The 13,291-nt window shown below is 64.3% G+C and carries 13 protein-coding genes and 1 tRNA gene; 12 read left to right on the plus strand and 2 right to left on the minus strand.

Annotation, left to right across the window (positions count from 1 at the left end; genetic code table 11):
* Nucleotides 1-39 precede the first annotated feature (39 nt).
* Together L8F45_RS00775 and L8F45_RS00780 are read left to right on the plus strand one after the other, a co-directional pair.
* On the plus strand, nt 40-759 hold the full coding sequence (locus tag L8F45_RS00775) for a helix-turn-helix transcriptional regulator (protein WP_342360987.1): 720 nt from the start codon (nt 40-42) through the stop codon (nt 757-759).
* Nucleotides 760-853: 94 nt separating this feature from the next.
* A tRNA-Val gene (locus tag L8F45_RS00780) sits at nt 854-928 on the plus strand.
* A gap of 65 nt (nt 929-993) precedes the next feature.
* Here L8F45_RS00780 and L8F45_RS00785 read toward each other — a convergent pair.
* Entirely contained in the window at nt 994-1,311 is a 318-nt protein-coding gene (locus tag L8F45_RS00785) for a hypothetical protein (RefSeq protein WP_342360988.1), read from the minus strand.
* Nucleotides 1,312-1,557: 246 nt separating this feature from the next.
* Here L8F45_RS00785 and L8F45_RS00790 point away from each other — a divergent pair, with 246 nt between their 5' ends.
* The 10 genes from L8F45_RS00790 (at nt 1,558) to L8F45_RS00835 (ending at nt 11,727) form a co-directional block, all read left to right on the plus strand.
* On the plus strand, nt 1,558-2,499 hold the full coding sequence (locus tag L8F45_RS00790; protein WP_342360989.1) for a carbohydrate ABC transporter permease: 942 nt from the start codon (nt 1,558-1,560) through the stop codon (nt 2,497-2,499).
* Nucleotides 2,500-2,501: 2 nt separating this feature from the next.
* Complete coding sequence (locus tag L8F45_RS00795; protein ID WP_342360990.1) at nt 2,502-3,350, plus strand: carbohydrate ABC transporter permease; 849 nt, start codon at nt 2,502-2,504, stop codon at nt 3,348-3,350.
* A gap of 10 nt (nt 3,351-3,360) precedes the next feature.
* On the plus strand, nt 3,361-4,677 hold the full coding sequence (locus L8F45_RS00800) for an ABC transporter substrate-binding protein (protein WP_342360991.1): 1,317 nt from the start codon (nt 3,361-3,363) through the stop codon (nt 4,675-4,677).
* Nucleotides 4,678-4,759: 82 nt separating this feature from the next.
* Nucleotides 4,760-5,593 carry a phosphodiesterase gene (locus L8F45_RS00805; RefSeq protein ID WP_342360992.1) on the plus strand — a complete coding sequence of 278 codons (834 nt, stop codon included), beginning with the start codon at nt 4,760-4,762 and terminating at the stop codon, nt 5,591-5,593.
* 238 nt (nt 5,594-5,831) lie between these two features.
* Complete coding sequence (locus L8F45_RS00810; protein ID WP_342360993.1) at nt 5,832-7,472, plus strand: ABC transporter substrate-binding protein; 1,641 nt, start codon at nt 5,832-5,834, stop codon at nt 7,470-7,472.
* The gene (locus L8F45_RS00815; protein WP_342360994.1) at nt 7,469-8,455 is read left to right on the plus strand and encodes an ABC transporter ATP-binding protein; all 987 of its coding nucleotides are present in this window, start codon (nt 7,469-7,471) and stop codon (nt 8,453-8,455) included. Before L8F45_RS00810 ends, L8F45_RS00815 begins: the two co-directional genes overlap by 4 nt.
* The gene (locus L8F45_RS00820) at nt 8,452-9,432 is read left to right on the plus strand and encodes an ABC transporter ATP-binding protein (RefSeq protein ID WP_342360995.1); all 981 of its coding nucleotides are present in this window, start codon (nt 8,452-8,454) and stop codon (nt 9,430-9,432) included. Before L8F45_RS00815 ends, L8F45_RS00820 begins: the two co-directional genes overlap by 4 nt.
* Complete coding sequence (locus L8F45_RS00825; RefSeq protein ID WP_342360996.1) at nt 9,429-10,355, plus strand: ABC transporter permease; 927 nt, start codon at nt 9,429-9,431, stop codon at nt 10,353-10,355. Before L8F45_RS00820 ends, L8F45_RS00825 begins: the two co-directional genes overlap by 4 nt.
* The gene (locus L8F45_RS00830) at nt 10,355-11,215 is read left to right on the plus strand and encodes an ABC transporter permease (protein WP_425329972.1); all 861 of its coding nucleotides are present in this window, start codon (nt 10,355-10,357) and stop codon (nt 11,213-11,215) included. Before L8F45_RS00825 ends, L8F45_RS00830 begins: the two co-directional genes overlap by 1 nt.
* Before the next feature lie 116 nt (nt 11,216-11,331).
* Nucleotides 11,332-11,727 carry a DUF930 domain-containing protein gene (locus L8F45_RS00835; RefSeq protein ID WP_342360997.1) on the plus strand — a complete coding sequence of 132 codons (396 nt, stop codon included), beginning with the start codon at nt 11,332-11,334 and terminating at the stop codon, nt 11,725-11,727.
* Nucleotides 11,728-11,746: 19 nt separating this feature from the next.
* Here L8F45_RS00835 and L8F45_RS00840 read toward each other — a convergent pair whose 3' ends face one another.
* The gene (locus L8F45_RS00840; RefSeq protein WP_342360998.1) at nt 11,747-13,276 is read right to left on the minus strand and encodes an alkaline phosphatase family protein; all 1,530 of its coding nucleotides are present in this window, start codon (nt 13,274-13,276) and stop codon (nt 11,747-11,749) included.
* Nucleotides 13,277-13,291: the final 15 nt, after the last annotated feature.

Below are 13,291 nucleotides of genomic sequence, written 5' to 3' on the forward strand. Positions count from 1 at the left end.
CAAGGGCATGTAAAGCGCGGACAGCTTCCGAGGGCTCCGATGAGGCGCGCCGACCGGCTGTTCCAGATCATCCAGATTCTGCGTCGGGCGGGGAAGCCCGTGACCGCGGACGCCATGGCGGCCGAGCTCGAAGCCTCGCGCCGGACGGTCTATCGCGACATCCAGACGCTGATCGGCCAGCGGGTCCCGATCCGGGGCGAGGCCGGCACCGGCTATATCCTCGAAGGCGGCTATGACCTGCCGCCGCTGATGCTGACGCCTGATGAAATCGAGGCGGCGGTGCTTGGCGCGCAATGGGTGGCGGGACGGGGCGATCCAGCGCTCGCCCGTGCGGCGAAGGATTTGATCGCGAAGATCGGGGTCGCCGTGCCGGAGCGGCTCAGGCCATTTGTGCTGGAGCCGGCGACCCGCAGCGTCCCGACCTGGCGGATCGCGCCCGACACGATCGATATGGCGGGCGCGCGAGCCGCCATTCACGCCGGCCGCAAGATCAGGCTGCGCTATCGCGACGAATATGAGCGCGAGAGCGAGCGAATCATCTGGCCGATCAGCGTCGGCTATCTCGAGACTGTCCGGCTGCTCATCGCCTGGTGCGAGTTGCGCCAGGATTTCCGCCATTTCCGCACCGACCGGGTGCTGGAGGCGACCTTCCTCGAAGAGCGCTATCCCGAGCGTCCGGCTGTGCTGCGGGGGAAATGGCGCAAGTCCATGGGGGGCTGGGCGCCGGAGGCGTCCGAGACCGAATCGGAAGACGCGTGAACAAAAACCGGGCGCGATCCGCTCCGCGCTTGCGTTGGCGAAAGCAGGCCGGTATAGCGCCGCCACCTGTCACGGGTCCTTCATGGACCCGCCCGGGCGCGTAGCTCAGCGGGAGAGCACTACCTTGACATGGTAGGGGTCACAGGTTCAATCCCTGTCGCGCCCACCAATTCGCAAGCCCCGGATTTTGCTTGGAAAAGCAAGGTCCGGGGCTTTCGCATTCTGCTTCCGAAATCAAAGCAGCGCCGGGACGAAGAAGCAGCGCAGCCAGCCTTCCAGGACGCAGGCTGCGGCCTTGCCGTCGGGGTCCTCGGAGGGCAGCGCCTGCTCGACCGGGATCGAATAGACCATGCCGTTCGTCCAGCGCACGTAATAGAGATCGCCCTTCCGCCACCAATCGCCATTGTCGATGACATGGCAGTCGAGATCATCGCAGCAGGGGATGCGGGTCACCGGGTTCTTCTTGTTCGTGTACCAGTCATGGGCCGCAGTTCGTCCGGCCGGGACGACGGCCAGCAAAAGGAAAGCGACGAGACGAACGATGTGGCGCATGCAGTTTGCGACAATGGCCTAGCATCGTTTCAGGCGGCCCCGCTTCGCACAATCCGATGAGCGGATTTGAGGGAGACAGGATGCCGCAGCCCCGCTTGCCGGAAGCGGATGTTTCGACGTGAGCAGAGCCTGGCGCTGATGCGACCAGCGCCTGCCGCGTCCGCTGGCGCCGATGGCGAAACTTTCACCGCCCGTTGCCGGCTCAATGTCATGGGCGTGTTGTAAACTCCTGTGAACTGCGCGGCGATGAGCGACGCCGTGTTTCGCGACAATCTTGCCCTCGCCCAGCCGGTCGCTCCGCCTGCTGCGAGGAAAAAACGCGACAGTAGCGCGCCGACCGCCGCGCTCCTGCTCGCGCCCTCTCTTCTTTTCCTCGCGCTCTTCACCTACGCGCCGATTCTGCAGGCTCTGACGCAGGCTTTCACGATCGAGAAATTCGGCGGCAAGTTTGCCGGATATGGCTTCGGTAATTTTCAGCGCTTGTTTTTCGACGCTGCATTCCAGAAAGCCTTCGCCAATACGTTCCTTTACGGAATTGGCACAGTCGCGCCGTCGCTGGTGATCGCCGTCATTCTCGCCGCCGCGTTGCAGGAATCGACGCGCTTCAACAATCTCCTGCGCACAATCTTTTTCTTTCCGACCTTGCTGCCGCTCGTCGCCGCGGCGGCGCTCGGCTCCTTCGTGCTGATGCCGGGGGCTGGCCTGCTCGACTATTATCTCGCGCAACTCGGCGCTGCGCAGACCAACTGGCTCGGCGATCCCGACATCGCGCTTTATTCGATCATCGGGCTGACGATCTGGAAGAACGCCGGCTATTACATGCTCTTCGCGCTCGCGGGGCTGCAGGGGATTCCATCAGACATCCACGAGGCGGCGAAGCTCGACGGCGCCGGGCCAATCACGCGCTTCTTCCGCATCACGCTGCCGCTGCTGATGCCGACGCTGGCGGTCATCGTCGTGATCGCGCTGATCAATGTGGTGACGCAGGTCGACCATGTGATCGTGCTGACGGGCGGCGGCCCGTCCGATTCGACCAACGTGCTGCTCAATTACATCTTCCAGGCCGCGCATGAGCAGCATGACATCGGCCGCGGCGCGGCGGCCACCATCGTCTCCGTCGCGCTGCTGCTCGCGCTCTCTTTCGTCTCGCTGAAGACGCTGGAGCGCGGCATGCATTACGAGTCCTGACCGTGCAAACCACGAACGCGCCCTCCCGCCCGTCGGCCGCGCGCCTCATCACGATCGCCGTTCTCTCCTGTGTTGCGCTCGTCTGGTCGACGCCGCTGCTGTGGATGCTCGTCGCTTCGGTGAAAGCTATCCCCTACGGCTCCCTGTCCGCCGCGTCGCTTCTTCCCGATGGCCCGCCAACATCGGAGCATTTTGTCGACGCCTGGATTCAGGGCTCGTTCGCGCGCTGGTATCTCAATACGCTCATCGTCACATTAGGCATTCTCGTCGTGCAACTCGTGACGATCGCGCTCGCGGGCTACGCCTTCGCGCGGATGGAATTCCGCGGAAAATCGCTGCTGTTCCATCTCTTTCTGCTGCAGCTCACGCTCGCTGCGCCGATCCTGATCGTGCCGAATACGATGACGATCGTGAAGCTCGGGCTCTATGACACGCTCGCCGGCGTGATGGCGCCGTATTTCGCCTCCGCTTTCGGCGTATTCCTGATGCGCCAGACCTTCAAGACGATCCCGCGTGACTTCGAGGAAGCGGCGATCATCGACGGCGCAAGCTTGTGGCAGCTCATTCGTCTCGTGCTTGTGCCGCTGGCGCGGCCGGGGCTTGTCGCCTTCTCGATCGTGTCAGTCACGGCGCACTGGAACGAGTTCCTGTGGCCGCTGATGGTGACCGACACGCCTGACAATATGGTGCTGACCGTGGGGCTCGCCTCTTTCGTGCGCTCGGCGCAGCACGCCGCCGACTGGGGCCTCATCGCGGCTTCGACGCTGCTGGTCGCGGGTCCTCTGCTGATCGCTTTCGCCTTGTTCCAGCGTCAGTTCGTCAACTCCTTCCTCTTCACCGGCGTCAAATAGGAGATCCTGCATGAAATTCATCAAGTCGCTCGTTGCAGCGGCGGCTCTGTCGGCGTTGAGCGCGACAGCGGCGCTCGCGGCGACGAAAATCGACATGTTCTTCCCGGTTCCGGTCGATGGCGCGCTCGCGAAGGAGATGCAAAATCTCATCGTGCGCTTCAACAAGGAGAACCCTGATATCGAGGTGACCGGCGTCTATACCGGCAGCTACGACGAGACCGACATCAAGACTCGCGCGGCGATCAAGGCGGGCAAGCCGCCGGCGGCCGTCATCATGAGCGCAAACTTCATCACGCAGTACCATATCGACGATCTCATCCAGCCGCTCGACAGCTTCGCCGAAGCCGATGGCAAGACGCCCGACGCTTTCATGAACCAGTTCTGGCCGGCGCTGCATGGCAATGCGCGCGTCGACGGCAAGATCTACGGCGTGCCGTTCCACAATTCGACGCCGCTGCTCTACTACAATGTGGAAGCCTTCAAGGAAGCGGGTCTCGATCCGGAGAAGCCGCCGGTCACCTGGACCGACTGGATCACAGTGGCGAAGAAGCTCACCAAGCGCGACGGCGACAAGGTCACACGCTGGGGCCTCATGATTCCCGGCGTCTATGACACGCTCGGCTGGACGATGAGCGCGCTCAACATGTCGAATGGCGGCCAGTATTACAATCCGGATTTCGGCGGCGAGATCTATTACGATACGCCCTCGATGCTCGGCGCGCTGACGCTGGTCGATGATCTCATCCACAAATACAAGGTCATGCCGGAAGGCGCGACGCAGATGCCGACGATCAACAACTCGTTCTTCGGCGGCCAGGCTGCGATGATCATCGCTTCGACAGGTTCGCTCTCGTTCATCCGTCAGAGCATGAAGACGCCGTACAAGGTCGCCTTCATCCCGCGCAATCTGCGCAATGCGGTTCCGATTGGCGGCGCCTCATTGATCATTCCGAAGGGCAACTCGCCGGAGCGCGATCAGGCCGCCTGGAAACTCATCAAGTGGTTGACGAGCCCGGAAATCGCCGGCGGCTGGAGCCGCTTCACGGGATATTTCGCGCCGAATAAGGCGGCCTATGATCTGCCTGAAATGAAGAGCTTCCTGGCCGAGCACCCCGATGCGAAGGTCGCGCTCGATCAGCTCGCCTATGCGCGCTCCTGGTTCGCGACCTACAACACCACCGCGGTGCGCAAGGCGCTTGAGGACGAGGTGCAGGCCGTAATGTCCGGCAAGAAGAAGCCGGCGGCGGCTCTCAAGGCGGCGCAGGCCAATGCGGATCAGTTGCTGCGGCCTTACGTGGAAGCGACTGCGCTGAACCTGCCGGAATAAGCAACGCGCCGTCCCGGGTTGTGAAGCAGCCCGGGACGGTCTCTTCTTCTCATCTTCCGAAACTGCGTTCCCAGATTTCCCGATGCTGATCGCCCATCTCACAGACCTGCATGTCCGACCGCGCGGCCGCGCCGCCTATCGCGTTTCCGAAACCAACATGATGACCGCGCGCGCCATCGACGCCGTGCGCGCGCTGACGCCGAAGCCCGACTGCGTCATCATTTCAGGCGATCTTACCGATTGCGGCCTCGCCGAGGAATATGAGCTGCTGCGCGAGATGCTGAGCGCTCTGCCGATGCCGATCTATGTCATTCCCGGCAATCACGACCGGCGCGAGCAACTGAGAACAACGCTCGCCGAATATCCCGGCGTCACGACCCATTCGACATTCGTGCAGTATGTCGTCGAAGACCATCCGGTGCGCCTGATCGCGCTGGATACAATGGTTCCCGGTGCAAGCCGCGGCGAACTCGACGGCGAGCGCCTGGCATGGCTCGACAAGGCTCTCGCAGCGCGGCCAGCCAAGCCGACGATCATCTTCATGCATCATCCGCCGTTCGTGTGCGGCATCCGGCATATGGACGACATTCGTCTGCTTGAAGGCGCGGAAGCGATGGGCGAGATCGTCGCGCGCCATCCGCAGGTCGAGCGGGTGCTCTGCGGTCATCACCATCGCGTGATCTATCAGCGCTGGGCGCGGACGATCGCGTCGACCGCGCCGTCCGTTTCGCACCAGGTGACGCTCGATCTCAGGCCGGAAGATCCGGGCTCGATGGTGTTCGAACCGCCAGCCTATCAGCTTCATCTCTGGAGCGCCGATGCGGGCCTCGTCACGCATGTCGCTTATGTCGAGCGCTTTCCAGGGCCTTATCCATTTGTGCTCGACGCGGATTATCCCGGCGTCGAGTCTCACTGACGAGTTGAACTCTGCGCCGCTTCTCCGAGCGGCGCAGGATTGCCCACAGCGCGCAAGAAAGAGACAGGGCCGCTTACCATTCGCGCGGCTTTGTCACTGCGATGTAGCAAAGGCTCACTAGCCCTTCTCCTATCGGCTCAGAGCTTGAGTCCAGCTTCCGCCGGAGCATGAACGACTCTTTCAGCGAAAAGAGTCGGCCTGAGCCCACTGCATTCAAGATCGCTTCAAGGAGACGGGCATGCCTAAACTGACACGCCGCAACACATTCGGGTTGGCGTTGGGCGCCGGCGCGATGGCGCTGCCGCGCTTCGCCATCGGCCAGGCGGACAATCGTCCTTCGATCACGATCGCGGTGCAGAAAGTCTCGAACTCCAACACGCTCGACGTGCTGCGCGAGCAGTCCAATGTCGGCGAGCGCATCTTCTTCTCCTCGATCTGGGAAGGTCTGATCGGCCGCGACTGGCTTGGCGGTCTCAAGCCCGTTCCAGCGCTGGCGACCGAATGGAGGCGCATCGACGATGCGACGGTGGAGCTGAAGCTTCGTCAGGGCGTGAAGTTCCACAATGGCGAGGAGATGACGGCGGAAGACGTGTCATTCTCGTTCGGACCGGAGCGCATGTTCGGCAATTCTCCGGCGACCGCGCATGGCAAGACGATCCCGATCCGCGAGATGATCCCGGGTTTCGCGGGCAAGGAGCTGCCGGCCGAAATTCCGGCCGTCGCCCGGCGCGCCTGGCCGGCGCTGATCAAGGTCGAGGTCGTCGACAAATATACGGTGCGTTTCGTCAATGCGTCGCCCGACGTGACGATGGAAGGCCGCATCAGCCGCTACGGCAGCGAAATCATGAGCCGGCGCGATTATTCCGAAGCCAAGACCTGGCTCGATTGGGCGCGCAAGCCGGTGACGACGGGTCCGTATCGCGTCGTCGAATTCAAGCCCGACTCGAGCCTGACGCTTGAAGCTCACGACGAATATTGGGGCGGCCGTCCCCCGGTGAAGCGCATCCGCTTCGTCGAGGTTCCGGAAGTCTCCTCGCGCGTCAACGGGCTGTTCGCCGGCGATTATCAGTTCGCCTGCGACATCCCGCCGGATCAGATCACGCAGATCGAGAAGAACGCGGCGTTCGAAGTGCAGGGCGGCACGATCCTCAATCACCGCCTGACCGTGTTCGACAAGAGCCATCCGCAGCTCATCGATGCGCGCGTGCGCCGAGCCTTCACCCATGCGATCGATCGCCAGGCGATCGTCGACTCGCTGTGGGTCGGCCGCACGGTCGTGCCGAAGGGCCTGCAGTGGGACTATTATGGCGAGATGTTCCAGGCCGACTGGTCAGTGCCGGCCTATGATCCCGAACTTGCCCGCAAGCTTCTCAAGGAAGCGAACTACAAGGGCGATCCGATCCCTTACCGTCTGCTCAACAATTATTACACGAATCAGGTGCCGACGGCGCAGGTGCTGGTCGAGATGTGGAAGGCGGTCGGCCTCAACGTCCAGATCAACATGAAGGAGAACTGGAGCCAGATCATGGAGCGCAGCGAGACTCGCGGCGTCCGCGACTGGTCGAACTCCGCGCCCTTCAACGATCCGGTGTCATCGCTCGTCGCGCAACATGGCCCGAACGGACAGCAGCAGCAGATCGGCGAATATACGAACGAAGAGCTGAACAAGCTTTCGGTCGAGCTTGAAACCAGCACCGATCGGGCGCGCCGTCGTCAGGTGTTCCGCCGCCTTCTGGAAATCGCCGAGCGTGAAGACCCCGCCTATACGGTGCTGCATCAGAACGCGACCTTCACCGCCAAGCCGAAATCGATCGCCTGGAAGGCCGCGCCGGCCTTCGCGATGGACTTCCGCGTCGGCAACTGGGGCCGCCCCACATGAAGGCGGCCCCACTTGTCGAGATCCGCGATCTCAAGGTCGCGTTCGACGGAAGGGCGGCGCTTCATGGCGTCGATCTGACGATCGCTCGTGGCGAGGCGCTTGGCCTCGTCGGCGAATCCGGTTGCGGCAAGTCGATCACCTGGCTCGCCGCGCTGGGTCTTTTGCCGCGCACGGCGAAAGCTGCGGGCTCCGTGCTGCTTGAAGGCCGCGACATTCTCAGCGCGCCGGTTGCTGATCTCGAAAGCATTCGCGGCCGTCGCATCGCGATGATCTTTCAGGACCCGGCGAGCGCGCTCAATCCGGTGCTGCGCGTCGGCCGCCAGATCGGCGAGGCGCTGGCGCTGCATCAGGGCCTTTCAGGTGCTGCAATCCGCGCCGAGGCGAAGCGGCTGTTCGATCTCGTCGGCATTCCCGACGCCGCGCGCAGGCTTGACACTTATCCCCATGAGATGTCTGGCGGGCAGAACCAGCGTGTGATGATCGCGATGGCGCTGGCGGGCAAGCCCGACCTGCTTGTCGCCGATGAGCCGACGACGGCGCTCGACGCGACCATCCAGGCGCAGATTCTCGAACTGCTCGCGACGGTCAGGCGCGAGACCCACATGGCGCTGGTGCTGATCAGTCACGATCTCGGCGCGGTGTCGGAGGTCTGCGAGCGCGTCGCGGTGATGTACGCCGGCCGTGTCGTCGAGGAAGCGGACGCGCTCGATCTGTTCGCGGAGCCGCATCATCCCTATTCCGTTGGTCTGCTTGGCGCGCTGCCTGACATCGCGGGTGATCGCCGTCGCCTCGAACCCATCCCCGGCGTGGTCCCTGAGCCGTGGCGTCTGCCGCGCGGCTGCGCGTTTGCGCCGCGCTGCGCGCGCAAGACGGCGCGCTGCGAGGAAGGCCGGCCTGAATTCGTCAGCACCGGCTACGGCCGCCGCGCAGCCTGCGTGGAGCTTAGCCCAGCCAAGCCTGAAGCGGCGCGCGTCGCGGCATGAGCGCCGCCCTGTTGCAGGCTGATGGGCTGGCGCGAGTCTATCAGTCGCGTCACGGCTTTTTCGGCGAAGCGCGTAAGGTGCGCGCCGTCGACGGCGTGTCGCTTTCGGTTGAGCGCGGGCGGACGCTTGGTCTCGTCGGCGAATCCGGGTGCGGCAAATCGACGACGGGCCGCATGGCGTTGGGGCTGGAGCGTCCTGACGAAGGCAGCGTCATCTTCGATGGTGAAAAGATGCCGCCGGCCGACACGCCGGAATGGCGGCGACAACGCGCGCGTCTGCAACTCATCTATCAGGATCCGCTCGGCGCGCTCGATCGCCGGCTGGCTGTCGGCGCACAGGTGCGCGAGCCTCTGGACATCCACGACGTCGGAGAAAAGAAAGACCGCGAGGCGCGCACGCTGGAGCTGATCCGCGCCGTCGGGCTCAACGCGAGTCATGCGTCGCGTTATCCGCACGAATTGTCGGGCGGCCAGCGTCAGCGCGTTGTGCTGGCGCGCGCGCTGGCGACGAAGCCCGATCTCATCGTCTGCGATGAGCCGGTGTCGGCGCTCGACGTGTCGATCCAGGCGCAGGTGGTTAATCTCCTGATCGATCTGCAGCAGCAGCTTGGCCTCGCCATGCTGTTCATCAGCCATGATCTCAAGGTGGTGCGTCAGGTCAGCCATCGCGTCGCGGTGATGTATCTCGGCCGCATCGTTGAGCAAGGCGATGCAGACACGCTCTTCGCCAATCCGCAACATCCCTATACGCAGGCGCTGGTGTCAGCCTCGCCGACGCCGGGAACGCGCAACGTTAAGCGCATCGTGCTCAAGGGCGAACCGCCGAATCCCGCCGCGCGACCTTCAGGCTGCGCGTTTCACCCGCGTTGTCCCGTTGCGATCGCACGCTGCCGCGATGAATCGCCCTCGCTCGTGCATGTCTCCGCGGACCGACGCGTCGCCTGCCATCTCACGGCGGCGGGAGGCGCGACGCAATGACCGGCTTTATCGCGGCGCGTCTTGGGCGCGCGTTGCTCACGATTTTCCTCGTGATGACGTTCTCATTCGTGGTGCTCCGTCTGTCGGGCGATCCCGCGCTGATCATCATGAGCGCCGACGCGCCGCCGGAAGCGATCGCGGCCTTTCGCAAGGCGTGGGGGCTCGATGATCCCATCTGGATGCAATATCTGAACTATTTCGGCGCCGTGCTGCAGGGCGAACTCGGCCGTTCGATGCGCGACGGCCGCGCCGCGATCACGATCGTCACGGAACGCATTCCCGCGACGCTGGCGCTGACCATTCCGGCGCTGATGATCAAGATGTTCATCGGCATTCCCGCCGGCGTTTATGCGGCGCTCCATCGCAACAGCGTCACCGACCGGATCGTGATGATCCTTGCAGTCGCCGGCTTCACGGTGCCGAGCTTCGTGCTCGCCCTGGTGCTGGTGCTTGTCTTCTCGGTGTCGCTCGGCTGGCTGCCAACGGGCGGTCAGGATTCCTGGCGTCACGCGATCCTGCCGATCATTACGCTTGGCGTCGGCGGCGCGGCGATTCTCGCGCGCTTCACGCGCAGCGCCATGCTGGAGGTTCTCGGCCAGCCCTACATCAGGACCGCGAGCGCCAAGGGCGTCGCGTGGGGCGCTGTGGTGCGCGGCCATGCATTGCCGAACGCCGCGATTCCCACCGTGACCATCCTTGGCTTCATGGTGGGCTCGCTGATCGCGGGCGCGGTCGTCGTCGAGAGCGTGTTCTCCTGGCCCGGCGTCGGGCGGCTGCTCGTCGTCGCCGTCGCCAATCGCGATCTCGCAGTGGTGCAGGTGATTCTGCTTCTCATCGCCTTCACCATGGTGATGGCCAATCTCGCGGTCGATCTCGCCTATGGCTTCATCGACCCGCGCGTGCGCGTTGCGGCGGCCCACTGATGGCGATGATCGCACAGGACAGCGCTGAACGCGCGGAAGCGCCAGTCCGCTGGCGCATTCCGATCGCGGTGACGATCGCGCTCGCCTGGCTCGGGCTGATGATCGGGATCGCGCTGCTCGCGGACTGGATCACACCTTACAACATCACTTCGATGGATCTGCGCAACCGGCTTTCGCCTCCGGGCAATGCTGCGCACTGGCTCGGCACCGACGAACTTGGCCGCGATGTTCTTTCGCGGCTCATCCTGTCGATCCGAATCTCGCTCCTGATCGCGTTCGGCGCCACGGCGATCTCGGCGGTCGTCGGCACGACGCTCGGATTTCTTGCCGCTCATTTCCGCGGCCTTGTCGAGCAGGCGGTGATCGTGCTCGCTGATTTCCAGGCGAGCATGCCTTTCTTCATCATGGCGCTCTCGGTGCTCGCCTTCTTCGGCAATACGCTGCCGCTCTTCATCGGGCTGATGGGTCTTTACGGCTGGGAGCGTTATGCGCGCATCTCGCGCGGCCTCGCCATCGCCGCGGGCGCGCAAGGATATGCCGGCGCGGTGCGACAGCTCGGCGCCAATCCGACACGCATCTATCTCAAACATATCCTGCCCAACATCGCCTCGACGCTGATCGTCTCGATGACGCTCGTCTTCCCCGAGGTGATCCTGCTTGAGAGCGGACTGTCGTTCCTCGGCCTCGGCGTGCAGCCGCCGATGTCGAGTCTCGGCAACATGGTCGGCTATGGCCGCGAATATCTCTCGCGCGCGCCATGGATTCTGCTTGCGCCATCCTGCGTGATCGTCGTCACCACGCTCGCCGTCAGCCTCGTCGGCGACTGGCTGCGCGATCGGCTCGATCCCACCCTTCGCTGAGTTCGTTTGAGGCGCGCTGCGCCGCAATCCGGAGGCCGTCCGCGCCGGCCGGCCTTGTTTGTGGCGCAACGCGGCCGCCGAAAAGCCGCCGCAATCTCTTCCTAGTCGCGGCGGCCATGATCCGTCTCATCTTCGTCGCCGGCGCTCTCATCGCCGCCTCGCTTCCTGCGTCAGCGCGCGGCCATGCAAGGCCTTCGGGCCCCTCCCTGATGAAGTTCTCGCTGGAGGCGCGGCTCGAACAGAGCTGCAACGGGCGCGCGATCACCGAGATCGGCAAGGTGGAAAAGGGCTATCGGCCCGACGAGGTCGTCGCCTACGCCTTCGCCGACAACAAGATCAGTGGCAGCGAAGTGACCGCGCCTGGCGCCGCGATCCGCAGCCATGGCGAATGGTATCATCTGTCCTATCGCTGCCATGCGACGAGCGATGGACTGGGCGTCGAGAATTTCAGCTATCAGCTCGGGCCGATGGTGCCGCGCAAGGACTGGGACGATCACTACCTCGTCCCATAGGCCCTTTCGCTCGCAACAATTATTGCGGCTGGCCGCTGACGATGAAGCGCCGGCCGTCCGCCTCGCGATAGGCGAGGCGCTGCCGGAACGAGCCAACGCCGGTCTCGATGATCTTGATCTCGGCCTCGTCCGCAGCCGCATCGAGCAATGATTTTCCCGTCATCGTTGAAGCACGTTCGACGCCGAGCAGATCGAGGATGGTCGGCGCGATGTCGATGATGCCCGCGGGCGCGCTCGTCATCACATCAGCGCCGCTCCACCCGGCTCCAGCGCCGATCAGCAGCGTGTTCTGCTCATAGCGATTGAAGCCGCCATGCATGCCGCCGCCGAGCGGCACGCCGCCGGTCATCAGGCCGACGCCCGGCCAATCCTGGGGATCGCGATCTTCATTCGATTTCAGGACATAGACGAGATCGGGCTGACGCGCGTGATCGAGGCCCGCGGCGGATATTGCGAATGTGCCTTCCGCTTCGCCTTCGATTTCATTGCGCGCGCGCGAAAGGACGTGCCCGATCCAGGGCTGCTCCATCAGCCAGCGGGCGATGGCGTCGCTGCGCTCGGCTCCGCCATCGAGAATGCGGATTTCGCCCATATTGCCGCCGGTGATGGCGACGGCCGCGCCATCGGTGTTGCGATCCGCGGCGCGTACGGCGCGATGCCCGGCTTCGGTGAGACGGCCCGCGAGATTGATCTCGGCGGAGGTCGCGATCTGCCCGTGATCGGAGGCGGCGATGATCGCAAATCTGTCGGCGTCAGGCTGCGCATCGACCCAGTCGAGAATGCGGCCGAAGGCGGCGTCGGCGTGGCGGATGACCGCCATCGAGTCCGCGGCGCCGATGAACTTGTAGTGGAACGAAGTGTCGGGCTCGTTGAACCACACCACGGCCGCGTCCGGCTGCATCACCGGCAGCACATGCTCGGTCATGACAGTGGCGGCGTAATCGATTTCCTCGAAGCGGGGCAGGCTGCGCGGCGGCAGCGCGCCGAAGCGCGCGATCATCTGGCGCACGGCCTCGGGCGTTTGGGTGTGATCCTCTCCTAAGGCCGAAAAAGTCCAATGGCCGTTGGCGCGGGCGCGCGGATTGAGGAGGTACGCGGAGCCCGCGCTGCCGGTATGGACGATGGCCAGCTTGCGGCCGGCGAGCGCGAGCTGGTCGCCGAAGGTCGTCGCGGTCGCCGCTCGTCCGTCCGACGCTTCGAGGAGGGCTATGTCGTCGATGAGTGAGGTGTCGAGCGCATGCTTTCGGGCGGCGGCCGGCCAGTAGAAGGCGTTGCCGACGATGCCGTGGACACGCGGCGGCGCGCCCGTCGCAATCGAGGTGGTGGCGACGCGGGTCATGCTCGGGAAGACGCTCCGCGCCTCCCGGAACCAGATCCCGCGGCGGGCCAGCCGCATGAGGTTCGGAGTCGTCTTCTCGCTGATCATGTCCGGCCGCATGCCGTCGAAGACCGCGAGGATCACGCGGGTCGCGGGGGAGCCGTTGGGGCGCGTCATGGGCTTTGGACCGGGATCGAAGGTCGGGAATCGGTTGATCGGCAACCGCGGCAAGACCTAATCCTGCGG

The organism is Terrirubrum flagellatum (assembly GCF_022059845.1).
GTDB lineage: Bacteria > Pseudomonadota > Alphaproteobacteria > Rhizobiales > Beijerinckiaceae > Terrirubrum > Terrirubrum flagellatum.

Coding starts and splice junctions, on each gene's coding strand:
- L8F45_RS00775 (WP_342360987.1), top strand. CDS start 40: ATGAGGCGCGCCGACCGGCTGTTCCAGATCATCCAGATTCTGCGTCGG.
- L8F45_RS00785 (WP_342360988.1), bottom strand. CDS start 1,311: ATGCGCCACATCGTTCGTCTCGTCGCTTTCCTTTTGCTGGCCGTCGTC.
- L8F45_RS00790 (WP_342360989.1), top strand. CDS start 1,558: ATGAGCGACGCCGTGTTTCGCGACAATCTTGCCCTCGCCCAGCCGGTC.
- L8F45_RS00800 (WP_342360991.1), top strand. CDS start 3,361: ATGAAATTCATCAAGTCGCTCGTTGCAGCGGCGGCTCTGTCGGCGTTG.
- L8F45_RS00805 (WP_342360992.1), top strand. CDS start 4,760: ATGCTGATCGCCCATCTCACAGACCTGCATGTCCGACCGCGCGGCCGC.
- L8F45_RS00810 (WP_342360993.1), top strand. CDS start 5,832: ATGCCTAAACTGACACGCCGCAACACATTCGGGTTGGCGTTGGGCGCC.
- L8F45_RS00815 (WP_342360994.1), top strand. CDS start 7,469: ATGAAGGCGGCCCCACTTGTCGAGATCCGCGATCTCAAGGTCGCGTTC.
- L8F45_RS00820 (WP_342360995.1), top strand. CDS start 8,452: ATGAGCGCCGCCCTGTTGCAGGCTGATGGGCTGGCGCGAGTCTATCAG.
- L8F45_RS00825 (WP_342360996.1), top strand. CDS start 9,429: ATGACCGGCTTTATCGCGGCGCGTCTTGGGCGCGCGTTGCTCACGATT.
- L8F45_RS00830 (WP_425329972.1), top strand. CDS start 10,355: ATGGCGATGATCGCACAGGACAGCGCTGAACGCGCGGAAGCGCCAGTC.
- L8F45_RS00835 (WP_342360997.1), top strand. CDS start 11,332: ATGATCCGTCTCATCTTCGTCGCCGGCGCTCTCATCGCCGCCTCGCTT.